The organism is Streptococcus sp. 449_SSPC (assembly GCF_001073005.1).
GTDB classification, from domain to species: Bacteria; Bacillota; Bacilli; order Lactobacillales; family Streptococcaceae; genus Streptococcus; species Streptococcus salivarius_F.
On sequence record NZ_JVGR01000030.1, the window covers coordinates 48,057 to 70,942 of the forward strand.

22 protein-coding genes and 1 riboswitch are annotated in these 22,886 nt (G+C 40.5%); of the genes, 4 read left to right on the forward strand and 18 right to left on the reverse strand.

The window, feature by feature from the left end; all coding sequences use genetic code 11:
* Nucleotides 1–78: 78 nt before the first annotated feature.
* A riboswitch (M-box (ykoK) riboswitch) is annotated at nucleotides 79–234 on the reverse strand.
* A 464-nt stretch (nucleotides 235–698) separates the two neighbouring features.
* The 4 genes from fni to mvk are packed head-to-tail and all read right to left on the reverse strand — an operon-like array spanning nucleotide 699 to nucleotide 4,544.
* The gene (fni, locus tag ADH51_RS08405; protein ID WP_048676069.1) at nucleotides 699–1,703 is read right to left on the reverse strand and encodes a type 2 isopentenyl-diphosphate Delta-isomerase; all 1,005 of its coding nucleotides are present in this window, start codon (nucleotides 1,701–1,703) and stop codon (nucleotides 699–701) included.
* A 48-nt stretch (nucleotides 1,704–1,751) separates the two neighbouring features.
* On the reverse strand, nucleotides 1,752–2,747 hold the full coding sequence (locus tag ADH51_RS08410) for a phosphomevalonate kinase (protein WP_048676072.1): 996 nt from the start codon (nucleotides 2,745–2,747) through the stop codon (nucleotides 1,752–1,754).
* Entirely contained in the window at nucleotides 2,740–3,684 is a 945-nt protein-coding gene (gene mvaD, locus ADH51_RS08415) for a diphosphomevalonate decarboxylase (RefSeq protein ID WP_048676075.1), read from the reverse strand. Before mvaD ends, ADH51_RS08410 begins: the two co-directional genes overlap by 8 nt.
* The gene (gene mvk / locus ADH51_RS08420) at nucleotides 3,666–4,544 is read right to left on the reverse strand and encodes a mevalonate kinase (protein WP_048676078.1); all 879 of its coding nucleotides are present in this window, start codon (nucleotides 4,542–4,544) and stop codon (nucleotides 3,666–3,668) included. Before mvk ends, mvaD begins: the two co-directional genes overlap by 19 nt.
* Before the next feature lie 262 nt (nucleotides 4,545–4,806).
* Here mvk and ADH51_RS08425 point away from each other — a divergent pair, with 262 nt between their 5' ends.
* Complete coding sequence (locus ADH51_RS08425; RefSeq protein ID WP_048676081.1) at nucleotides 4,807–5,370, forward strand: nucleotidyltransferase family protein; 564 nt, start codon at nucleotides 4,807–4,809, stop codon at nucleotides 5,368–5,370.
* Between the two features lie 219 nt (nucleotides 5,371–5,589).
* On the opposite strand, the gene ADH51_RS08430 is transcribed toward ADH51_RS08425, so the two are convergent.
* The 12 genes from ADH51_RS08430 to ADH51_RS08485 form a co-directional block, all read right to left on the reverse strand.
* On the reverse strand, nucleotides 5,590–6,906 hold the full coding sequence (locus ADH51_RS08430; protein ID WP_002886137.1) for an FAD-containing oxidoreductase: 1,317 nt from the start codon (nucleotides 6,904–6,906) through the stop codon (nucleotides 5,590–5,592).
* Between the two features lie 141 nt (nucleotides 6,907–7,047).
* Nucleotides 7,048–7,848 (reverse strand): alpha/beta fold hydrolase, encoded by an 801-nt coding sequence (locus ADH51_RS08435; RefSeq protein ID WP_048676085.1) that lies wholly within the window; start codon nucleotides 7,846–7,848, stop codon nucleotides 7,048–7,050.
* A 36-nt stretch (nucleotides 7,849–7,884) separates the two neighbouring features.
* Entirely contained in the window at nucleotides 7,885–8,247 is a 363-nt protein-coding gene (locus tag ADH51_RS08440; RefSeq protein WP_048676088.1) for a hypothetical protein, read from the reverse strand.
* Between the two features lie 221 nt (nucleotides 8,248–8,468).
* Nucleotides 8,469–9,581, reverse strand: a complete 1,113-nt coding sequence (ald, locus tag ADH51_RS08445; protein WP_048676091.1) for an alanine dehydrogenase — start codon at nucleotides 9,579–9,581, stop codon at nucleotides 8,469–8,471.
* Between the two features lie 453 nt (nucleotides 9,582–10,034).
* Nucleotides 10,035–11,174, reverse strand: a complete 1,140-nt coding sequence (locus tag ADH51_RS08450; RefSeq protein WP_048676094.1) for an amidohydrolase — start codon at nucleotides 11,172–11,174, stop codon at nucleotides 10,035–10,037.
* Nucleotides 11,175–11,420: 246 nt separating this feature from the next.
* Nucleotides 11,421–12,140 carry a 16S rRNA pseudouridine(516) synthase gene (locus ADH51_RS08455; protein ID WP_048676096.1) on the reverse strand — a complete coding sequence of 240 codons (720 nt, stop codon included), beginning with the start codon at nucleotides 12,138–12,140 and terminating at the stop codon, nucleotides 11,421–11,423.
* A 129-nt stretch (nucleotides 12,141–12,269) separates the two neighbouring features.
* Nucleotides 12,270–12,953, reverse strand: coding sequence for a VIT1/CCC1 transporter family protein (locus ADH51_RS08460; RefSeq protein ID WP_002890291.1), 684 nt, complete (start codon nucleotides 12,951–12,953; stop codon nucleotides 12,270–12,272).
* Nucleotides 12,954–13,098: 145 nt separating this feature from the next.
* Nucleotides 13,099–13,593, reverse strand: coding sequence for a DUF6773 family protein (locus ADH51_RS08465; protein WP_002885975.1), 495 nt, complete (start codon nucleotides 13,591–13,593; stop codon nucleotides 13,099–13,101).
* 13 nt (nucleotides 13,594–13,606) lie between these two features.
* Nucleotides 13,607–13,804 carry a helix-turn-helix transcriptional regulator gene (locus ADH51_RS08470; RefSeq protein ID WP_002885991.1) on the reverse strand — a complete coding sequence of 66 codons (198 nt, stop codon included), beginning with the start codon at nucleotides 13,802–13,804 and terminating at the stop codon, nucleotides 13,607–13,609.
* Nucleotides 13,805–13,982: 178 nt separating this feature from the next.
* Nucleotides 13,983–14,966, reverse strand: a complete 984-nt coding sequence (locus ADH51_RS08475; protein WP_037602037.1) for a rhodanese-related sulfurtransferase — start codon at nucleotides 14,964–14,966, stop codon at nucleotides 13,983–13,985.
* A gap of 189 nt (nucleotides 14,967–15,155) precedes the next feature.
* Entirely contained in the window at nucleotides 15,156–15,878 is a 723-nt protein-coding gene (locus ADH51_RS08480; protein ID WP_014634079.1) for an ABC transporter permease, read from the reverse strand.
* A 1-nt stretch (nucleotide 15,879) separates the two neighbouring features.
* Nucleotides 15,880–16,791: an ABC transporter ATP-binding protein gene (locus ADH51_RS08485; RefSeq protein ID WP_014634078.1), complete on the reverse strand. Its 912-nt coding sequence runs from the start codon at nucleotides 16,789–16,791 to the stop codon at nucleotides 15,880–15,882.
* A gap of 154 nt (nucleotides 16,792–16,945) precedes the next feature.
* Between ADH51_RS08485 and ADH51_RS08490 the strand changes: the two genes are divergently transcribed.
* A complete protein-coding gene (locus ADH51_RS08490; RefSeq protein WP_048676104.1) occupies nucleotides 16,946–17,656 on the forward strand; it encodes a LytR/AlgR family response regulator transcription factor in 711 nt (236 codons plus the stop codon).
* Nucleotides 17,656–18,951, forward strand: a complete 1,296-nt coding sequence (locus ADH51_RS08495) for a sensor histidine kinase (protein WP_014634076.1) — start codon at nucleotides 17,656–17,658, stop codon at nucleotides 18,949–18,951. Before ADH51_RS08490 ends, ADH51_RS08495 begins: the two co-directional genes overlap by 1 nt.
* A gap of 148 nt (nucleotides 18,952–19,099) precedes the next feature.
* Here ADH51_RS08495 and ADH51_RS08500 read toward each other — a convergent pair whose 3' ends face one another.
* A complete protein-coding gene (locus ADH51_RS08500) occupies nucleotides 19,100–19,801 on the reverse strand; it encodes a glucosamine-6-phosphate deaminase (protein ID WP_048676106.1) in 702 nt (233 codons plus the stop codon).
* Between the two features lie 150 nt (nucleotides 19,802–19,951).
* Here ADH51_RS08500 and queA point away from each other — a divergent pair, with 150 nt between their 5' ends.
* Nucleotides 19,952–20,995 (forward strand): tRNA preQ1(34) S-adenosylmethionine ribosyltransferase-isomerase QueA, encoded by a 1,044-nt coding sequence (gene queA, locus ADH51_RS08505; protein ID WP_048676108.1) that lies wholly within the window; start codon nucleotides 19,952–19,954, stop codon nucleotides 20,993–20,995.
* Nucleotides 20,996–21,092: 97 nt separating this feature from the next.
* On the opposite strand, the gene ADH51_RS08510 is transcribed toward queA, so the two are convergent.
* Nucleotides 21,093–22,880, reverse strand: coding sequence for an ABC transporter ATP-binding protein (locus ADH51_RS08510; RefSeq protein ID WP_048676111.1), 1,788 nt, complete (start codon nucleotides 22,878–22,880; stop codon nucleotides 21,093–21,095).
* Nucleotides 22,881–22,886 lie beyond the last annotated feature (6 nt).

The following is a 22,886-nucleotide window of genomic DNA, read 5'->3' on the forward strand; positions in this document are numbered from 1 at the left end:
TCAGACAAAAGAAAAGAGTCCTACCCATATACAGGTAAGACTCTATAAACTCGAGGTTGATTTTTTAATAGATTCTGTCAAAAAATGGACCGTTCAAGCTTTAGCCCCGCAAGGCGATGAAATGAGCTTAGTCTTGACCTTGGCGATCAGGACTGTTGACCAACGAGTAGTGTCTCCACTGCTTTGCGGTAGTCATCCGTATCCTTGTGGTAGCCTCACCTACCGTATTTCACTGAAAATAATACTCCTAAGGCGGTAACTTGTCAAGGGGAAAAGTTACTTTTTTGCTTGAGTGGGTAATAAAAAAAGAGCTTCCGCTCTTTTTTGTAAGATATTCTTTTGTAAAATGGATTTTTTTAGACTTTCCTTAAGTGAGTAGGGACGTCAGCGAACTTCTTCGAAGCTCCATGACTAATTTTTGAGCCCCTTCACTTTTTAATTTCTAGGCTCAGGCTAAAACAGTTCCCCAAACTGTTTTACTCTCAAAAATTCCGAGTTCTAGAAATACTTGTATTTCTAGAACTTTTCTCACAGCGGAAAGTCTCGTTAAGTGCTCGCTTTGCTCGCTAGAAACAAGTCAAATCAAGAATGTCATTATTTATCCTTGACCGGTGTTAAAATCATGTCTCCATAATATCATCGCCTAGAGAAATTGTTTTACCATCTTTAAAAATTAAAAAAGAGCACTTGGCTCTTTCCTACTTTCTTTGCTTGATATAAGTCCCTTGTAGCTTACCATGTAAGATGTAATCCACAGACTTGAGCTCATCAACAGTTCGACAATCAAGGGCACACATGATGAGACGAAGGTCATCCTTCCAGCCATTAACGATAGCCACAACCTTATCCACAGGGTAACGTTCCACCAATTCAAGGACAGTTCGTGAGAGGCCTACACCTTTTGCTCCTAAGACCAGACATTTAACCATATCAAGTGGATTGCGCACGCCACCAGAGGCTAAGATTTCCACATCTTCACGAAGATCTTGGGCTTGCAGGAGGGTCTGAACCGTACTTTGTCCCCAGTCATTTAGGTAATCACGGTTGCCGCCTCGACTATTTTCAATATAGGCAAAGCTAGTTCCACCACGACCTGAGATATCCACAGTTTTGATGCCCTGAGACATGGCGTAACGAATGGTTTCCATATCCATACCAAAGCCGACCTCCTTAAGCACAAGAGGAACCTCTATTTTCTGTGCATAAGCCGCCACATTTTCCTTCCAAGTGTGGAAAATACGCTCTCCCTCAGGCATGAGGAGCTCCTGCATAAGATTAACATGGAGCTGTAAAAAGACTGGATTCATTGCTCCCACAGTCTTAATCCCCAAGTCCACAGGCTTATCCACACCGATATTGGTTGCAAGGTCTAAGTCTGGAAACTCTTGGCGATAGTCAAAGGATCCTGGTGCTTCCCCCTTTAGAGCAGCACTGTAGGAACCTGTCACCATGAGAATACCTGTTCGACTGGCCACCTCAGCTAGTTTTCGATTGACAGCCCCACCCTTGGCAGAACCACCTGTCATGGCATTGATATAAAAGGGAAAATCCCAATCTCGTCCCGCAAAATGTGTGGACAAGTCAATCTGATCTAAATCATAAGTCGGTAGAGACTTGTGGATAAGTTCCATATCGTCAAAACTATTGTAGGGCGACTGGTACTTGAGGGCATAACGGATGTGATCGTCTTTACGATTTGTCATAGGTTATTTCTTTACTTTCTTGCGTGATAATGTCTACTTAGCTGACCCCTAAACCTCATACAAAAGCTCTATACCTTCCTGCTGCCAGCGATCAACTAGGCTATCTCGGCTAGCTTGGTCAAAGGCAAAGGCGATACCACAGTCTCCACCTCCTGCTCCAGAGGACTTAGCAATGGCATCTAGGCCTTGCTCAGCTTCTTTGAGTTTTTTCAGCTTGTCCACATAAATATCTGGACTAAGTGATTCCAACTGGTCACTGACAGTTTGAAGGCTGCTCTTAAGTAAATTCTTATTTCCTGTTTCCAGTGCCCTGAGGGCATCTTGGACGGCAACTTCTGTTTCACTTAAATACTTGCTTGATATGCGAGATTTGGCCATTTTAACCATGTCTTTTGAGATAGCAGCTTGCTTGGTCCACCCCACCAAAAAGTGAGCTTTGAGAACTGGCACTACAGGACTGATACGATAGTCCCAGTCTTTTTCCAAAAGCTCTGATAGAGTTATTTGGTCTATAAGCTCTGCTATTTTTTCACGGTCAAAGGAACGATAGGAAATCAGATCCTCGTATACGATACAAGCTAAATCTCCCATAGAACCATTATCTCCCTGCTTGAGAAGGGTGTAGCTAGCTAATTTAAAGAGAATGTCTTTGGATAAGTCTTTCTGCAGAGCCGCTGCCAAGGCCTTGATGGTCAAAACCACAACTGAACCAGATGAGCCAATACCAAACTTAACCCCATCTCGTTCCAACTTTCCAGTAATTGAAAGGTCCAGAGCGGGCAAATCCTCACCACAATAGGCTTCAAAAGTATTCAAGGCCTCTTGAATGAGGGCATAATTTGCGTCTGGCTCACGGTTAACACTATAGTCAAACATATCAGAAGATAGCTGTGTGCTTGGTGCTTCCTTGACCTCTGCTGACATGAAGATAGGGATAAACTGAATGAGGGCTGTCTGACCCGGTGTTAGGACTGAATATTCTCCAGCAATGTAGAGTTTTCCACCAGTTTTTACCCTGGCTCGACTAACCGACTGCTTAGGCATCTGGCAACTCCTTGGTACGTGAAACGATGACCTGATAGTCCTTACGGAAGTGGTCTGCTAGTCGATCCAGGTCTTCTTCCAGACAAAGCACCTTAACATTTGGTCCTGCATCCATTGTGAAATAACATTGCTCACCAGAAGCACGGAGAGCCTTAACCTTGTCCATAGCCTGATAGGAAGCATCCGTCAGATATGAAAATGGAGGGTTAGCCGTACTTGTGGTTTGGTGCATACGAAGGGCATTGGCTTCCGTGAGCTCACCGACCGCTTGGAAATCATTAGACTTGAGGTAGCCTAACATATCCTCGTAATCCTGCTCGGACTGTTTAATCCACTCTGGAAAGGATGTCGATGTTTCGGTACACAACTTCATACCATCACGGCTTGATACGGGTTTCTTTTTATCTGTCAAAACCAGCATAATCATGCCCAATTTGAGGTCTGTTTCAACTTGGTAAACCTCACCGCTATCCTTATCCCAAGCTGCCAATGGACCAAAGAAAGACCGTGATGATGAGCCTGAGGCAAACTTGGCAATTTGAGCTAATTCAGACTGTGTTTTTCCGACTTGGAAGAGTTCGTTAGCCGCCTTAACTAGGGCAGAAAGACCTGAGGAACTTGATGATAAACCTGCAGCTGTCGGCATGTTGTTCCAAGTTTCAATCTTGACATGTTGGTTAGGATTTGTACGGAAGAGATCTAAAACCTTGCTGGCCTTGATTGTTTCTTTTTCCCCTTGGAGCTCGTCATCGATATACATGACATCTCCAGTCGCATCCTCAGGCAGAAAAGACAACTTGGTTTCCGTATACATATTCTCCAAAGTCAGTGAGATACTACTGGTTGAAGGAATCATACGCTCCGCATCCGCCTTACCCCAGTATTTGACAATAGCAATATTTGCGTACGATTTGACGCTTACAGGCTTTCTATCCACGTGTTTACGGCTCCTTTTTCTTGAAGTTTTTTAGCAATCGTTTGGGCTTGATCCTTGGTACTTGTTAGGGCAATAATGCAACCACCCAGTCCCCCGCCTGACATCTTAGCACCCAGTGCACCATGCTCCAGAGCAGTTGCTACTAGAAGGTCCGACAAGTCACAAGATACCCCTAAAGATTTAAGGTGATTATGGGCTTGAGACATGAGCTGACCAAGAAGCATTTGATTCTTGGCTTTGAGGGCTCCTTCTGCTTGCTGACTTAATTCGCCCAGTCGGTTCAGGTCTGACAAGGCATCTAAACCAATGGCCTCAACCTTTTCCACGGCCTCACGGGTATTTCCATGGATGCCCGTATCAGCAATGACCAGATAGGCACCTAAATTGACCTCGATTTCCTTGAAACCAATGTTTCGCGTAAAGCTAATGGCTTGGTCACTCAAGCAGGTCTTGGCATCTAAGCCACTAGGTTTACTATGGGCAATAGTCTCTGCCTGATGGACCAGCATTTCCAAGGTCTCCTGGCTAAGCTCCTGGTCAAAATAATCAAAAACCGCACGAATAGCCGCAATGGCCACTGCAGCAGATGACCCCATGCCACGCTTTTCAGGGACGCTAGACGAAATATCATAACTGATAGGCCGATTCTTGATTTTCAGATAGTTAAGGGCTGAAAAAATCGCCGTCGTCAAGGGATCTTGAGCCTTAAGAGTTAAAGGAATCTCAGCCGCCTGAATCTGACAGATAACCTCAATATCCTTAAGAGGGAGAGCAAGGGCAGGATGACCATAGACAACCGAGTGCTCCCCCATCAAAATAATCTTACTGTGGGCCTTGCCCACTCCTACTTTCTTAGTCATAAGCTATACACACTCACAGACCAGTTGGCATACGAGTATCTTTCTAAGTTTTTCATACAGTTTCTAGTGGTGACTCAAGGTCTATCCAGCATCTGAAGAAGACAGAGAACACCAATCTAAGGTATTTTCCTATGTCACTTCTATCTTATCATCAAAGCGTAAAAAAAGCGACATCTAACCTAGAGTGTCGCTTTGCATTAGAGATATGATCTTATTTTGATATTTCTATCTTAAACTAGTACAATACCAATGAGGTTTTAAAATGATTGATGTCGAAAAACTAATTAAACAGAACTCCGAACTAATGGCACTATTAAAGATTATCCACTCTTTCCAACTAAATGACTGTTGGCTTTGTGCTGAAACTATACGCAATTATATTTGGGACTACTTAAGTACCGGAAATACATCTTCAAATATCAATTTATCTGATATCGATGTCATTTTCTTTGATAAAAATATATCATATGAACGAACTGTTGAAATAGAGAATCAGATAAAGAGAAGACATCCTGAATACAATTGGGAAATAAAAAATCAGTATTATATGAATATACATAGTCCTAATACTGAAAAGTATATCAGCTCTACAGATGCTGTTTCAAAATTTCCCGAAAAATGTACTGCTATAGCTGCTAGACTAAATGACAATCAGGAACTAGAGGTATTTATTCCTTTTGGAACAGACGATTTGATTAACTTCAGAGTATCACCCACACCGCATTACTTTTCAGATAAAGAACGACAAACGGTCTATAACGAGAGAGTAAAGAAGAAAAATTGGAATACAATATGGCCCAACATTTCTATAGAATTTATCAAATAGATTAAACTATTATTTGAGATCTACTTTCTTCAAGACTTTCCGCTGTGAGAAAAGTTCCTGGAACTATTAAGTTTCAGGAACTCGGAATTTTTGAGACCTTAGGCTCAAAAATTAGTCATGGAACTTCGAAGAAGGTCGCTGACGACCGTACTCACCTAAGGAAAGTCTTAGAAAAATTTTTCTTCTACATAAAAAAAGAGCCTCTCGGCTCTTTTCATTTTAAATCGCAAACAAATCGTTTAGGTTCTCAGCCATAGTTGGGTGAGTGAAAATTTGTTTAGCTAAATCTGTGTATGGAATGTGATGATTCATAGCTAGGGTAATTAGATTGATAATTTCATGAGATTCTTGACCAAAGAGGGTCACACCCAAGATTTCCTTAGTTTCAGGATTTACCACAGCTTTGAAGGCACCACGCAAATCACCGTTAACATGGCCACGCGGCATGCCAGCAACTGGAAGTTCCTTGACTGCAACCGGTCCACCTGCTGCTCTGGCTTGATCTTCAGTAAGACCAACCTGTGCCAAAGGTGGGTTGAGAAACATAGCAGTTGGAACAGCTCCACGTGTTTCAAGGTTATAGCTACCATCACCAGTTAGGTAATTAAAGACAATACGGAAATCGTCTAGTGAGATATAGGTAAATTGAAGACCACCATTAACATCACCAACTGCAAAGACACCAGGAACACTTGTTTCCAAATGTTTATTGACCTGGATACCACCACGTTCAGTCAAGGCAATATCAGTATTTTCCAAGTGAAGAGGTTCGATATTAGGCTTGCGTCCTGTCGCATAGAGGAGTGCATCAAAACGGAACTCACCTTTGTCAGTAACAACGACAACTTCATCACCGTCATTTTTCACTTCGGAAGTTTTAACACCTTGCTCAAAGACAATGCCGTCCTCTTCCATGTATTCCTTGGCCAACTTAGCAATAGATGGCTCCACACGTGGCAAGAAGCTAGTCGCTGCATCCAAGACAGTCACTTGGCTTCCCAAACGGTTATAAAGGCCAGCAAATTCAAGGCCGATATTACCACCACCTAGGACACCCAAACGTTTTGGTAAGGCTTCAAGGGTTTGAATACCAGTTGAATCGTAGACATGCTTAGTTGTTGTCAAGCCAGGAATAGGCAAGACATTAGACACGGCACCTGTGTTGATGACAATAGTCTCAGCTGTTAGCTCTTGGCGATCATCACCAGCCACTACTTCAATAACCTTATTTGACACAAAATGTGCCTCTGCATCAATGACATCAACGCCATTGTCTGCCAACATTTTATAATTCTTAGCATTAAGACGACCAGTCACTGCACCACGTTCTTTCATGGTATCGTCAAATGACCAGCCCTTCTCAGCCGCAACAATCATAGTCTTAGTTGGGATACAAGCAATATTAATGCAAGTACCACCATACATCGCTTTACTGCGCTCGATGACAGCAACTTTCTTACCAGCTGCATTCATCTTAGCAGCCAGAGTTTTACCGGCTTTACCGAAACCGATAACAATCAAATCATAGTTTAACATTTCTGTATCCTCCTATCTATCGCCATTCTATCATTTAATTTTTCAGACTGCACATATTTGAACTGGAAATAAAAAGAGGCTACAAGCTCCACTGTAACCCCTTTCTCATTCTATTTTAATAGATTTTCATAAGTCCACTACCTAAGTGTTTTCTCGCAGAAATTCTAATATCATTTTATTAAATTGCTTACTTTCAATAAAGGTCGCGTGTCCTAGTTTGTCAAATTCGTGATAGGAAGCATTTGGAATGCTATTTGCAAGTTCCCTTGCACCATCCACTCCCAGAACCAAATCGTTTTTGGCTCCCAGAACAAGGGTCGGACAAGTGATTTTATCAAGCGAACTATAGCAATCAAAGGCTAGAATTGACTTGGCTAAACCAACAAATCGATGGCGTTTTTCCTTGCTTACAGACTTCAAAAATAATCTGTTAATCACATATAATTTCTTTAAAACAGGTGACGAAAATGATTTACTCACGGAATCCATATTTAGCTGGTCCATATCACCATTTTCTGCCATCTCTATCCATCCTCTGATGGTTTCTCTACTAATAGCATTATTTCGAGAGAATGTCAGAGCTAACACCAGACTAGTCACCTTTTGAGGATACTTGATAGCAAACAGCTGAGCAATCATACCACCTTGTGATATACCTATGATAGAGGCATTAGCAATATGCAATTCTTGTAAAGAATGGTAGAGGTCATCAGCCATATTTTCAATTGAAATGCCTTCTTCGATATGGTCCTTTCTATCAAAAATATAGACCTTGTACTCCTTAGCGTATCGATAAAATAGTGAGTAAATAGTCAGGTTGGACATATCACCTAATCGTTGCAAACTTAATCCCGTAATGATAATAAGAGTTTTGTCTCCCTTACCAAAAGTGACATAATCTACACCTGGGTCCGACAAATGATTTCTTTGAATGGTAAACATTATCTACACACTTTCTATTGTAAGATTTAAGTAGTATCATGCGTCCGGGGCATTATTTGATGCCATGATGATAATACTTACCAAAACAACAAAGGTAACTTGCCAAAGAGTGAAGGCCATGAAATCCCCACCTTTAAAAATAAGTAGGTCACAAACTAAAATAGCCAATAGCACAGCATTTTTTCTAAAAAGTTGGTCACAATTTTTCCAAAAAGTTTCAAAAGAAATATTGGCTCCTATCTTACGAACAAGCCTCACATGATAAATAATCTCAACCAGGGATGCCACAACTACTGTAGTTAGCAGTTCAGTCAAAGAGACATCCATACGAAAACCAAAATAAAGAACGACAAGCTGAGAGAAAACAATTGCTGTGAAAACGCGAATATGGTTGGCCACGATAAAACCTCCTAATGGCAAGCATTATAGATACTCATTACTCCCCTTAATATTTCTACTCATTATAGCATAAAATAAGACCAAAATTAGAAAAAATCCATCCTTTGCAAGTACTCACCCCTCAACTAGCAAAAAAATGATTCACTTCTTGTCTCAGACCACAAAAAAAGAGCCAACCAAATCATGGTGCGACTCCTCTTTGTTTATGCTAAATAATCTATTTATGCCAATTCATCAATTGATGTATACTCTCTGTCTAAGCCCTTTGCAACCGGTTTGCTAGTAATATGACCTTGGTAGGTTGTAACCCCTTGACGAAGACCTTCGTCGTCGTTAATGGCTTTTCTGAATCCTTTTCCTGCAAGGGCTTCGATATAAGGCAAAGTGACGTTGGTAAGGGCAATAGTTGATGTACGTGCCACAGCTCCTGGGATATTGGCAACGGCATAGTGAAGAACACCATGTGTTTCATAAACAGGCTCATCGTGAGTAGTCACGCGATCCGCAGTTTCAACAACCCCACCTTGGTCGACAGCAACGTCCACAATAACTGAACCTGGACGCATTTGTTTAACCATATGGTCAGTAACCAGTTTTGGTGCTTTTGCCCCTGGGATAAGAACTGCACCGATAACCACGTCAGCATCACGAACACTTGCCTCAATGTTGAACGGATTTGACATGAGCGTTTGAATTTGACTACCAAAGACCTCTTCAAGGACAGACAAACGTTTAGCACTGATATCAAGGATAGTCACCTGAGCTCCAAGTCCAAGAGCGATACGGGCTGCGTGTGTCCCTACGACACCACCCCCGATAATCGTTACTTTACCTTTAGGAACACCAGGCACACCACCTAGGAGAACACCAGAGCCACCCTCTTGTTTAGTCAAGAAATGCGCACCGATTTGAACAGCCATACGTCCTGCAACTTCACTCATTGGAACCAAAAGTGGTAGGTGACCTTCTTGGCTACGTACTGTTTCGTAAGCCACACCTGTTGTCTTAGCATTGACCATAGCATCTGCCAATTCTGGAGCTGCTGCCATGTGCAAGTAGGTAAAGAGTAAGAGATCCTCACGAAGGAAACCATATTCTGCAGCAAGAGGCTCCTTAACCTTAACTACGAGCTCAGCTGCCCATGCTTCAGCAGCAGTTGCAACAATTTTGGCACCTTGTTTTTCGTAGTCTGCATCAGTAAAACCAGAGCCAAGACCTGCATTGGTTTCAATAAGGACTTCATGACCTTTAGCTACAAGACTTTGCACCCCAGCAGGCGTTAGAGCCACACGGTTCTCGTTATTTTTGATTTCTTTTGGAATACCAATTAACATACGTTTCTCCTTATTCGGAAGTTATAAGGTAAAACATCATAAAGATGACTTAACCACTTCCTATCTATTTTTGAAATGATAACGCTTTCATTTTATCTAAAAAGCTCAAAAATAGCAAGTGAAAAATTCTCACCCCTTTTTAAGTCCTGAAATTTTGCTTCTAAAATATGACAAAAGAACCCAACCAAGCGGCTGGGTTCTTAAGTGTAAACTAAATGATCAAAAGAATATTTCTCCTTAGGAACGTCCTCCTTTTCAATTTCAAAAGTGGGACCAATGTAAAGTCCTAAAACCTTATTTAAAACTCTTAACAAAATAATCAAAGAGTCCTTGGTCTTTCAATTGCTTATGCCCCAAGAGGAACTCGGGATGCCACTGAACACCTATAAATGGGGCTTCCTTCTTCGACAGGTTTTTCATTACTAGTAATACCGATTAAGGGAATGGTTATTTTTATTGCTCCTTAAAATAGTCAAGTAGGAAGAGGGCGTTTTCCACATAGTAATTAACAGCTACTGGCAAGGCCTCATCTTTCACAAGGAAATCATCATGGTGCCAGTCTGGTGCATTATCTTCACCATTTGAGCCAATAAAGGCAAAGACTCCTGGTATTTCCTTTTGATAAGCCGCAAAGTCTTCGCCCCCTGTTGATGGCAAGGTTTCAATCACTTCTGCGAAGGCCTTAGAATTTTCAAAGATGAGAGGTGTAAGCGTCTGGTCATTGTAGGTCACGTAAGGTGAATTGCCCCAAGTAATGTCAACTTGAGCACCGAACTGGTCTGCTGTCGCCTGAACGACCTTTTCAAAACGAGCAATGACATCTTCACGAACCTTAGGCTCAAAGGTACGAATCGTTCCTTCGAAAAAGCCTGCTGCTGGAAGAACATTCCAAGTATTTCCAACTTCGATATGAGTAACTGACAATACTGCTGATTCAAAGGGCGATACCGTACGAGCTACAATCTGCTGTAAATTGTTGATGATAGTCGTAGTGACCAAGACCGTATCCACACCCAAATCAGGGCGGGCTGCATGGGAAGAAACACCCTTAACATCAACCCTAAACTGCTCCACACCAGCCATGATAGCACCTGAACGAAGACCAATCTGACCAGGTTTCAAGTGAGGATTATTGTGATAACCGATGATAGCTGACACACCGTCAAGGCCACCCGCTTCAATGACCTGATAGGCCCCTTGGAAATTTTCCTCGGCTGGTTGGAAAATCAATCGAACGGTCCCCTTAAGCTCTGCTTCTCTTTCTTTTAAAAGCTGAGCGGCTCCAAGTAGAGAGGTTTGGTGAAAGTCATGACCACAAGCATGCATAGCCCCATTATCGCTGGCATAAGGAAGTCCTGTCTTTTCCTTAATCGGTAGGGCATCAATATCAGCACGTAAAGCAATAATCGGATAACCTGACCCAATCTCAGCGATGAGTCCCGTCTTCAAGGGATAATTTAAAGGCTCAATACCTAGATTTTTCAAATAACCTTTCAAAAAGACTGTCGTCTCATGCTCCTCCTCAGAAACCTCTGGATGTTGGTGAATCTGATGACGCGTCTTTGCTAAATGATCATAAAATGCTTCTGTCATAATGAACCTCCCTCTCTGATTAGACCTGCTCATTGCCCTGACTTACTTAAGTTCTCAATCGAATTGATACCATCATACCACCAGAAACAAGGCTTGAAAAATTAAAAAAACTTATAGAATGTCATAAGTTTTACTTATACCCCTAGAAAAGTCCGTCATTATGGGCCTTACAGTATTAAGCCTAGTGATAGGATGGACCTATCAGGAGATTGAAAGTTCCTATCATACCTTAATAAGAAGAAATGACTAGCCCAAATAAGTACACAAAATCACTTTTTCCGCTTCCGTTAAGGCTCTGTAGGAACCTACTGCTATCCCTTCATCAAGCTTAAATGCTCCAAAAGAAATCCGCTTAAGATAGGTCACCTTGACTCCATAAGCCAAGAACATCTTTTTCACTTGATGAAATTTACCTTCCGAAATCGTAATGTGAGCACTACTCTTGTCACTCGCAGAACTTAGAATTTCTAGCTGAGCTGATTTACAAATAGTACCATCCTCAAAGACAACACCCGACTCAAAAAATGCAGGTGCATCAGGCCCAAGAACATCATTGACCTCAACATAATAAGTCTTAGCTACATGATAGCGGGGGTGAAGCATGGCAAAGCCCAGAGGCCCATTGTTGGTAATCAGCACCAAACCCTCCGTATCTCTATCCAATCGGCCCACAGGATAGAGACCGTCTCGCTGATCTTCAAGCTTAATCAAATCAATGACTGTTTGGTGCTTCTTGTCCTTTCGAGCTGACACTACACCTGCTGGTTTATTCATGAGATAGTAAACTTCTGGCGTATGCTCCAGTTCCTTACCAGAAACCGTGATGGTTTGAAGACTAGCATCCACATTTAGATTATCTCGATCCGCCAAGATACCATCTACATAAACTTGACGGCTACGAATGAGCTTCTTGACCTGATTGCGGGAACCATAGCCCGCCTGTCCTAATAATTTGTCTAAACGCATAACCTTATTGTACCACGGATAAGCCTGGTCTAGCAGACTAAAAAAGGAGGACATAAGAAAGGTATCAAAAGAACTCTGGATAAAACAAAAAGTCTACCTTAAAAGATAGACTTATCACATTATTAAGACTTACACATTTACGTGGAAGATATGCCCGACCAAGAAGGTCACAAGCATGGTCAAGAGTCCTACTGTCAAGTTACGCAACATCGCTTGTTTAACAGGTGCTTTTCCGAGCTTGGCACTGATATAACCAGTCAAGAGCAAGGTAAGGGCAACCACGACCACTGTTACAGGAATACGGTAAGGCTCTGGGAACAGCATGATAGCTAGTGCTGGTGGCAAGGAACCAACTGAAAAAGCCAGGAAACTAGATACAGCAGCATGCCATGGATTCGTAATTTCATCTAAATCCACCCCATATTTTTCCTCAACTAAGACCTTAATCGGATTCTTATTGAAGGCTTGATTAACCTTAACTTCAGCTGCCGTTTCACAATCCCCCTGACTGAGGAAGGTTTGATACAAACTCTCTCTAGCCGCCTCAGGAGAGCGGTCCAAGAGGGCTTGTTCCTTAGCGATAGCAGCTTCCTCAGTATCTTTTTGCGTTGACACACTGACATATTCGCCACCTGCCATCGAAAAGGCACCGGCAAAAATCGCTGACAAGGCAGAAATTAAGATGAACCAAATGTTAGATGTCGCACTGGCCACACCGATAACCACTCCCGCAATGGAAATAATACCATCATTGGCACCCAAAACACCAGCTCTCAAAATATTTAAACGTTCTGCAAAATTCTTATCTTCCAATTCTCTTACTCCTTATTTAGAATGATTCTAAAAAGTATTATAGCAGTTATTTAGAATGATTACAAATAAGAAGCTTGAAAAAGAGAGTCTTATGTCATCCCAATAAAAAATCAGACCAAAAAGAACGGTCTGATTCTATCACTATTTATTCTTCATTCTCCAAATCGTCCAGCTGTTTTTCAAGACGTCTTTTCTCATATCTTCCAAGTGCTGTGAGAGCCCAATTCATAAAAAAGACAAAGGGAATATACAAAATATAAGTAACTGGCCAAGTCATGAGATATCTAGGATCCAGGGGATTATTATGATAGACATTGTGGTTGAACCGATAGTTAGCTGACATTATCATAAGGGTGATAAGCCCAGTCACCAGTAAACAACCTAAGACTGTCATTCCAGAACCCCCAAATGTGTTAACACTAAGTCGTTCAGATCTATAAATAGACCAAATCCATGCTATCAACATTGGAAAGGCCAAGTAATTAGAGGTGATGACCCCCTTGTTAAAGAAGGAGCTATAGACCAAGCATGCAAGTGTCCCTGCAATCATTATGTAAAAACATTCGGCACCAACTTTATTATTTAGAGCTTTTTCGCGTTCATCTGTAACTTTATTATTAACAAGCTTAAATTTCATCATCTTTACTTCCTTCCTAAATCTCCCAAAACAGTTGATCCAAGGTCCTGTCCAGTGTTTTGCAAATGGCAATGCATAAACCTAGGCTGGGATTGTACTTTCCAGCTTCAATCAACCCTATGGTTTGTCTTGTTGCACCTACCGCTTCTGCCAAGTCACCCTGGGTCATATCATGCTCTGCTCGAGCTGCTTTTAAGCGTAAATTCTTTGCCACATGCCCCCTCCTTTTTCATCATATCTGATATTATCGTCGAAATTGACTAGGTTCACCATCTGTTTTCATCTTAATTATACACTATATATTTCCATTTGCAATATATATATGTCATTATTTTAGAAATAAATTGCAAAAAAAGAGCCGAGAACTCTCTCAGCTTCTTCACTATTTAAACTTAAGCAGGTGTTACATCCAAGCTTTCACCAATTGCCGCAAGACGTTCGACAACTTCTTCTTGGTTCAAACCATTTTCAGAGACATAACGGTTGCGTGGGTGAACACGGCATTCATGTGAGCAGCCACGAAGGTACTTGTCTTCATTTTCCTCTGAAGCAAGCATACGACGGTTACAGAATGGGTTACCGCAGTTGACATAGCGTTCGCAAGGCGTCCCATCGAACCAATCCTTACCGACAACGACAGGATCTACATGGTTGATGTCAACGGCAATACGCTCGTCAAAGACATACATCTTACCATCCCAAAGCTCCCCTTGAACCTCTGGATCTTTTCCGTAAGTCGCGATACCACCGTGCAATTGACCAACATCTTTGTAGCCTTCACGGACCATCCAACCTGAAAATTTCTCACAGCGTACACCACCAGTACAGTACACAACCACGCGCTTGTCCATGAACTCTTCTTTATGGTCACGGACCCATTGTGGCAATTCACGGAAGTTGCGAATGTCTGGACGAATGGCTCCACGGAAGTGACCAAGGTCATACTCATAGTCATTACGTGTGTCAAGGACAACTGTGTCCTCATCTAGAAGGGCGTCTTTAAACTCTTTTGGTGACAAGTAAGCACCCGTTGTTTCAAGCGGATTGATGTCGCTGTCAAAGTTATCATCCTCTAAACCAAGGTGAACGATTTCCTTCTTGTAGCGAACAAACATCTTCTTGAAAGCTTGCTCCTCTTCCTCATCAATCTTGAACCAGAGGTCCTCCATCCCTGGAAGGCTGTGAACGTAGTCCATGTATTTTTGAGTGGTTTCGTAGTCCCCAGAAACCGTTCCATTAATTCCCTCGTCAGCGACCAAGATGCGTCCTTTCAGACCGATTGACTTACAGAAAGCCAAGTGGTCAGCCGCAAATTGCTCAGCGTTTTCGATGGGAAGGTATTTATAATAAAGCAATACTCGAATAGGTTTTGCCATTGTATATCCTCTTTCTTTATGAAATATCTATATCTGTTGTTTGATAGTCAAAGTCAACTTAACTATTATAGCGCTATCAAAGAGGGCTAGGCAATTGATTTGCTTGGAAGTGACTTTTCACAAAAGAAAAAGGCTGAGCACCAAATGCCTCAACCTGAGTTTCGTAAGATTGTTTTTCAAAAGATAGCATTACAATTCTTTTTGTAGTGTTCCTAAGATAAGCAACTGTGTAAGAAAAATCCAAAAAATAAGAACTCCTATATCTACAAGCGAAACAGTTCCATGTCTATAAAAGCTAGCTCTAAGAAGATTCGCAGAAGGGACAAATGGAAGTAGATAATAAAGTTGATCTAGCCAATCTGGAAGACGACTTGCCGGATACATGATAGGTGAAAACATAAGACCAATCATTAAAATAAGCTGAGACATTAGCGTGACAATATTTTGGGAAAATATATAAGCAATTGAAAATCCTAGACTAATCATTGTTAGGCAAATAAGCAACATCACAAAAACAGACAAAATTGACAAATTTAATTGTACAGAAAAGCGAAGACAGCCTAATAAAAAAGAGAAGAATACACCTGGTAAAATAGCAATTAACCATATACACAGGTCAGCTAAAGAAATTAGAATCCTAGGAATAGGTAAAGCTCGAATATAGTCCACATGACCTTCTGACTTGGCATTGGCTATAACAGGAGATGAAATCGTACAGCCAATAGAAATAACTCCCATTAAAACTGATCCAGAGGCAAGATAGTAAGCAGTTGTTGTATCCATCTTACCAATTACCAACGGATACCCAAAAAGAAGTGAAACGGACAAAAGCACTTGAGCTAGTGTGAATAGAATGAATAGATTTTTTTGTCGAAGAAAGTTCCAACGAAGTAAGTAAAAAAATTGAGTCATATCAGTTAACAAGCTCCTCTTTATAGAGATCGGAAATAGATAATGTTTTCATCTTAACCGAAAGGTTTGAAATAATCCCTTTTTCTAGACCTTCCTTGACTTGAATGAGTATTCGGGTTAATTCACTTTCCTCAATTTCCATCTGACAAACACAACCATTGACTATCGTAAAATTTTCGAATAGACTTACAAATTCTTTACTAACAAAATTGAAAGAAATTTGATAATGATTTTTATAAGACATTTGGTGCACTGGACCAGATTTTAATAATTTACCATGGTTAAAAAGAGCAAAATTATCCGCATATTTTTCGACCTCTAGTAGATTGTGGGTAACAATGATAATAGTGTGTCCTTTATAAGCCAGCTTTTGTAATAATTGCCACTGTTTCTCACGACGTACAGGATCAACATCGTTGGTTGGTTCGTCAAGAAGCATGATATCAGCAGAGCCAATTAATGCCATCGCAAAAGATGTAAGCCGTTTTAGACCTCCTGAAAGATTCTTCCCTTGTTTATCACGGTATTCTACTATTTCTAGATCTGCTAGAAGGTAATCAATTTCTTTTTGGAGTTCTGAGGTGCTTAACCCTCTCATTCTTCCAATCATCTCTAAATTTTGCTCAACAGTTAACTTGTCAAGTGGTGCATACTGTTGTGACATATAACTCATCATTGTTCGAGCTTGTTTACGGTTATGTATAAAAGAAATATCTCCGTAGTGAACATCTCCCTTATCAGGCTTAATAAAGCCAATCATTTGCTTTAAAAGGGTTGATTTACCAGCACCATTATGTCCTAAAAAAGCTGTGATTTTTGCAGCTTCTATCTCTAAGAAGATATGGTTATTAGCAAAATGTTGTTTATCAAATGATTTTGTTAGATTTTCAATGGTGAGCGTCTCAAAGGTCATAGTTTTATTTCTCCGTATTGAGAAAAGATTTCCCAGCATACTTCATTTTTGATAGGGTTATTGTATAATAACCTTAAGAGAGTCTTATGATTATGTCATAATTGACCATTTTAACGTTATAATTAACATACAGAAATGAGTGAGGAGGTTTTCAATGTTAAAAGTTGCTATTTGTGATGACTCTGATAGAGATGCTAGCCAATTAGAACATTATTTACTTTCTTATGATAAATTTCCTCTAGAAACAAAACTTTATACAAATCCACAAAAACTGTTAAATCAGCTGACGCCAGACATCCACTGTGTCTTTTTGGATATTAATATGCCAGGAATCAATGGAATTGACGTAGCACAGAAGATTAGAAAATTTAATCCTTTCATTCCTATTATTTTTGTGACAAGTTATCGTGATTATATGGAGCAAGTCTTCGAAGTTCAGACTTTTGACTATATCGTAAAACCGATAGAATCTCAAAAGTTAACGAAAGTATTGGATCGTATTTTGCGTTTTTTGGATATAGGCCAAGCACTTTTTACCTTCTCATTTGGTAAACACAATTATTCTGTCCCTTCGAGCGATATTGTATTTTTTGAAAAAGATAAACGTTCAGTATTTATATACACAAAAACAGGTACCTACAAGTCTCTACTAAAAACAAAAGAGATTTTGGAAAAACTCCCTAATTATTTTATTCAAATTCATGCTTCCTATATTTTAAACCCCAAATACATCAAAGACTTTGATTCAAAAACAGTTACTATTTTACTAAATGGGGCTGAAGAACACCTACTCCCAATTAGTAGAAAGTTTCAGTTTTCTTTTAAAGAAAAGTATTACAGATATCTAAGTGAAAGGCATTTTTAATGTTAGTAGGATTACGAATAATCAGTATCTTGTACGATTTATTTCTAGCAAGTATTTTATTTTATAGACCATTCTCTAAAATCAATATGAAAAAGAAGCCTTTAATAGCCCTTTTTTTCATATTGATTTTTCATGGGGAACTCGTGTTCCTATTCTCTGAGAGTCGTGTTTTTTTGGTCAGTAATCTCCTTCTAAACATTTTAGAATACTATCTAATCGGCCTCAATTTTGATTATCCTATTCGCCAGTCTTCCTTTTGGATTCTTTTACAAACTAGCCTAAGTTTGTTAGCAGGGGCTGTCCTAAACCAAGGAATCCAACTAATTTTACCTTTAGGGGAACTATCAAAAAATTTAGAAGCTATTAGTTTGTATCTCGGAATAAGTTTCTTTTTGTCTACAGGAATAACTCTTATTTTACGAAAGCTTCTTCTGTCCCATCAAAGGCTTCGTATTGCTACTTCTAAGGGGAACTGGCTTTATCAGTTTATCGTGCCTCTTTTATCTATTTTCTTTGCTTTTACAATATCTGCTATTCAAGGAGGGGTATTTGGAGCAGATTACCTTTCAATCATTTCTCTCTCATCTCTCATTGTATTGACTCTTTCCTCTCTTTATTTTAATCTGTACCTTGCTCGTCAACAGCAGCAATATTACCAAAATCAATTGGAAAAAGAACAGCTACAGTTTCAAGTTCGAGAAATACAACAATCTCAAGAAGAGTATCAACGTCTCCAAAGCCTTCGGCATGACTTAAAAAATAAACATTTGACTCTTTTATCGCTTTTAGAGAAAAATCCTGAAGAGGCAAAAGATTATCTTTATTCATTAACAGATAGTATAGTAGGTAAACAAACTTTCTACTCTAAAAATCAAACTATTAATTTCTTACTAAATCAAAAACTACATCATTTAAAAGATGAGATAAAAATGGAAATTGATTGCTTTGTACCACAAGAATTATCTATTCAGCCAGATATTTTAGCTGTTATATTAGGAAACTGCCTAGACAATAGTATTGCAGCTTGTCTCAGACTACCAAATAAAGAAAGAAGCTTATCAATTAATATCCGATACTTTCAACAAAATCTTTTTATCAATATTAGAAATAATTTTGATGAGAAAGAAAAATCTACTCGTAAGTCTCGTCAAAAAGATGGCTGGGGCTTGCGAAATATCGATGCTCTTGTTAAAGAATATCAAGGTAATATCAAACGCTTTATAAAAGATGGACAATATCAAATAGAGATTTTATTACCAATAAAAATAGGGACTATTCCGACTAAAGAACTTTAGGTAATTGATGAAAAATGAGTAATAATTAGGTAACGTAAATATTTGAGGTCAAAATCTATATTATATTTATTCATTAATAAACAGGTTGAGTAGCATTAGCTCAACCTGTTTTTTTCTATACTCGCATCTTTTTGACTTATGTATTATCTTACAATTTCGCAGCAGCTGCCTCATCCAAGATAAGAGTCACATCTGGATGATTTTGCAAGACACTAGCTGGTACTTCCTCTGTCACCGGACCCTTGACCATCTTGAAAATGGCATCTGCCTTCTTGTCACCATAGGCAAACAAGATAATCTTCTTAGCAGCCATAATGGAAGCAATTCCCATTGAAATAGCCTTAGTAGGAACTTGATTACGACTAGCAAAGAAACGGCTATTGGCTTCAATGGTGCTGTCAGTCAAGTCGACCACATGAGTTTGACTATCAAAAGGCGTACCTGGCTCATTAAAACCAATGTGCCCATTACTTCCGATGCCTAGGATTTGCAGGTCAATGGCATGTTGTGCCAAGACGTCATCGTAATCCTTAGCCGCCTGCTCCAAATCCTCAGCCATACCGTCAGGCAAGAAGCTCTCCTTAAATGGCTTGGCATCAAAGAGTTGAGCCTTCATAAAGGCATGATAGCTCTGCTCATGGTCTGGTGCTAGTCCGACGTACTCATCCAAATTGACGCTGTAAAGTTTCGAAAAATCCACGTCACTTTCAACCATCTCTTGGTAAAGGGCGATAGGGGAACTACCTGTCGCCAAGCCCAATGTTTGAGCACCTGCTACAAGGCTCTCTTTAAGAAGATCAAAGGCAACTTGGCCTCCCTCAACTTGATTCTTAACTAAAATCTTTTTCATTCTATTCACCTCGATATTGGTATATACCATTTTCTTTATTATCTCTTTTTTTAACACTTTTGTCAAGCGCTTTCACTCAACTCCTTTAATGACTGTCATCCTATATCGTGATATAATAAAAAGGCTGAAAATTTTTAAACGAGGAAACAAATGAATACAAACGATTTTGATTTTGAACTACCAGAGGAACTGATTGCCCAAACCCCATTGGAACAACGTGATGCCTCTAAACTCTTGGTCATTGATCCTGTAACCAAGGAAATGACTGATACCCACTTCGACCACATCATTGACCAGCTTAACCCTGGCGATGCCTTGGTCATGAACAATACGCGCGTGCTTCCTGCCCGCCTCTATGGTGAAAAGCCTGATACCCACGGCCGTGTGGAATTTCTCCTTTTGAAAAATACCCAAGGGGATCAATGGGAAGTTTTAGCCAAACCAGCCAAACGCCTTAAAGTAGGTGCTAAAGTCAGTTTTGGTGATGGCCGTTTGACTGCCACTGTTACTGAGGAACTAGATCACGGTGGACGAATCGTAGAATTTAACTACGACGGTATCTTCCTTGAGGTTTTGGAAAGCTTGGGTGAGATGCCATTACCACCTTATATCCATGAAAAATTGGAAGACCGCGACCGTTACCAAACAGTCTATGCCAAGGAAAATGGCTCTGCCGCTGCTCCAACAGCTGGACTCCATTTCACTCCTGAGTTACTTCAAAAGATTGAAGCTAAAGGCGTAAAATTGGTCTACCTCACCCTTCACGTTGGACTGGGAACCTTCCGACCTGTTTCTGTCGATAATGTCGACGAACATGAGATGCACTCAGAATTTTACACCCTCAGCCAAGACGCTGCCGATACACTCAATAGTGTCAAAGCCGCTGGAGGACGCATCATTGCAGTAGGAACAACCTCTATCCGAACACTGGAAACAATCGGCAATAAATACGATGGTCAACTCCAAGCCGACTCAGGATGGACCAATATCTTTATCAAACCAGGTTATCAATTCACAGTCGTAGATGCCTTCTCAACCAACTTCCACCTTCCAAAATCAACCTTGGTGATGTTGGTTTCAGCCTTTGCTGGCCGTGAATTCGTTCTTGATGCCTATAAACACGCCGTCCAAGAACGCTACCGCTTCTTCAGTTTCGGAGATGCCATGTTCGTCACACGACGTGCTGAGAAATAATATTGATTTTGAGACTTTTCCCCATAAGGAGAAGTCTTTTTTATTAATCTCCACATTCAGAAAAAATCCACCAGTTGTGAACTGATGGATTTTTTGTTTATTTCTCCGCAAACTGACTATTATACAAGTCATAATAGAAACCTTTATCTGCAAGGAGGGATTCATGGTTCCCTTGTTCGATGATTTGACCATCTTTAAGAACCAAAATCTTGTCTGCCTCTTGGATAGTTGACAGACGGTGGGCAATGACAAAGCTTGTTCGACCTTGCATGAGGGTCTTCATGGCTTTTTGAATCAAGAGTTCCAGACGGGTATCAACCGATGAGGTTGCTTCGTCCAAAATCAAGATTTTAGGATCAGCCAAAAGCGCACGCGCAATGGTCAAAAGTTGCTTTTGTCCTAGTGAGATATTACTTGATTCCTGGTTCATTTCCATGTTGTAACCACCAGGTAGTGTACGGATAAAGTGGTCCACATTGGCTGCCTTAGCGGCTTCAACAATCTCCTCGTCAGTCGCCTCAAGATTACCAAAGCGAAGATTTTCCTTGATAGTTCCTTCAAAAAGCCAAGCATCCTGAAGCACCATACCAAACTGTTTACGATAATCCTGACGTGACAGGTTACGGATATCGTGACCGTCAACCGAAATAGAACCAGCAGTCACATCATAGAAACGCATGAGGAGGTTGATAATGGTTGATTTTCCGGCACCGGTAGGACCGACAATGGCCACCATTTCTCCAGGATTAACCTCAAGATTAAAGTCACGAATCAAAGGTTTATCAGCCACATACTGGAAATCCACATGCTTAAAGCTAACTTGCCCAGTCAAATCTCCTTCAAGCACCTCAGTAGCATCATTAGCCTCGTCTGGTTCATCCATGAGTTGGAAAATACGGTCCAAGGAAGATTTAGCACTCTGCAATTGTCCAGCCAACTGAGTCAAGTTCTGAATGGGTTGGTTAATCTGCCAAACATACTGAACAAAGGCCTGCATATTACCAATCGTCAAGTGACCAGCCAAGACTTGCAAACCACCTAGAACAGCAACAATGAGATAGGTCAAGTCAGATAAACCGTTAAGAACCGGCATCATAAGTCCTGAAATGAAATTGGCCTTAAAGCCCACCTTCTGAAGATCTTCCGTGATTTTTTTTAAATCATCCAAGGATCTATCCTCACGCCCAAAAAGCTTAAGTACATTGAAGCCAGTCAGATTTTCCTGAACAAAACCATTAAGAGTACCTAGAGCATCAGCTTGTTGTTTAAAGTAGGGCTGAGACTTACTCATGATGTAGCGGGCACCAAAGAAAGTAATCGGAATAGTGATGACAACTATAGCTCCCAATTGAAGATTAAGGTAAAGCACTGTTCCAATAACCAAGGCTAGAGTAAAGACGGCATTAACAACCTGCAAGAATGACTGCTGCAAGGCATTTGATACTGTCTCGACGTCACTGGTAAAGCGGCCTAAGAGATCCCCAAACTGGTGCTTATCAAAGTATGACACTGAGGTACGATTGATTTTCTCGGTCATCTCATTTCGCATATCTTGAACCGTCGCTTGCACGGCATTGGTCATGAAATAGTTGGAATAGTAGGCAGCCAACTCATAAATAAGACCACGCAAGAGATAAACAACCAAAACCAAACCAACATAGGAGACGTTGATATGAGCGCCTTCCACACCTTTGATGATGGCCAGCGTATTTTTAGTCAACTCGGTAATAGCTAAACCAATGACCACTGGCTCAAGGACACTCATGATAACACTAACAATTTTCAGGAAAATAGCTAGGTAAAGTGGGAAACGATAAGCCTGCAAGTAGGACCAAAGGCGGCCAAAACTTGAGGAATGACTTATTTTCTTTTTATTATTCTTCATTTTGAC

Coding starts and splice junctions, on each gene's coding strand:
- fni (WP_048676069.1), bottom strand. CDS start 1,703: ATGACAAATCGTAAAGACGATCACATCCGTTATGCCCTCAAGTACCAG.
- ADH51_RS08410 (WP_048676072.1), bottom strand. CDS start 2,747: ATGCCTAAGCAGTCGGTTAGTCGAGCCAGGGTAAAAACTGGTGGAAAA.
- mvk (WP_048676078.1), bottom strand. CDS start 4,544: ATGACTAAGAAAGTAGGAGTGGGCAAGGCCCACAGTAAGATTATTTTG.
- ADH51_RS08425 (WP_048676081.1), top strand. CDS start 4,807: ATGATTGATGTCGAAAAACTAATTAAACAGAACTCCGAACTAATGGCA.
- ADH51_RS08430 (WP_002886137.1), bottom strand. CDS start 6,906: ATGTTAAACTATGATTTGATTGTTATCGGTTTCGGTAAAGCCGGTAAA.
- ADH51_RS08435 (WP_048676085.1), bottom strand. CDS start 7,848: ATGTTTACCATTCAAAGAAATCATTTGTCGGACCCAGGTGTAGATTAT.
- ald (WP_048676091.1), bottom strand. CDS start 9,581: ATGTTAATTGGTATTCCAAAAGAAATCAAAAATAACGAGAACCGTGTG.
- ADH51_RS08450 (WP_048676094.1), bottom strand. CDS start 11,174: ATGACAGAAGCATTTTATGATCATTTAGCAAAGACGCGTCATCAGATT.
- ADH51_RS08455 (WP_048676096.1), bottom strand. CDS start 12,140: ATGCGTTTAGACAAATTATTAGGACAGGCGGGCTATGGTTCCCGCAAT.
- ADH51_RS08465 (WP_002885975.1), bottom strand. CDS start 13,593: ATGATGAAATTTAAGCTTGTTAATAATAAAGTTACAGATGAACGCGAA.
- ADH51_RS08475 (WP_037602037.1), bottom strand. CDS start 14,966: ATGGCAAAACCTATTCGAGTATTGCTTTATTATAAATACCTTCCCATC.
- ADH51_RS08480 (WP_014634079.1), bottom strand. CDS start 15,878: ATGACTCAATTTTTTTACTTACTTCGTTGGAACTTTCTTCGACAAAAA.
- ADH51_RS08485 (WP_014634078.1), bottom strand. CDS start 16,791: ATGACCTTTGAGACGCTCACCATTGAAAATCTAACAAAATCATTTGAT.
- ADH51_RS08490 (WP_048676104.1), top strand. CDS start 16,946: ATGTTAAAAGTTGCTATTTGTGATGACTCTGATAGAGATGCTAGCCAA.
- ADH51_RS08495 (WP_014634076.1), top strand. CDS start 17,656: ATGTTAGTAGGATTACGAATAATCAGTATCTTGTACGATTTATTTCTA.
- ADH51_RS08500 (WP_048676106.1), bottom strand. CDS start 19,801: ATGAAAAAGATTTTAGTTAAGAATCAAGTTGAGGGAGGCCAAGTTGCC.
- queA (WP_048676108.1), top strand. CDS start 19,952: ATGAATACAAACGATTTTGATTTTGAACTACCAGAGGAACTGATTGCC.
- ADH51_RS08510 (WP_048676111.1), bottom strand. CDS start 22,880: ATGAAGAATAATAAAAAGAAAATAAGTCATTCCTCAAGTTTTGGCCGC.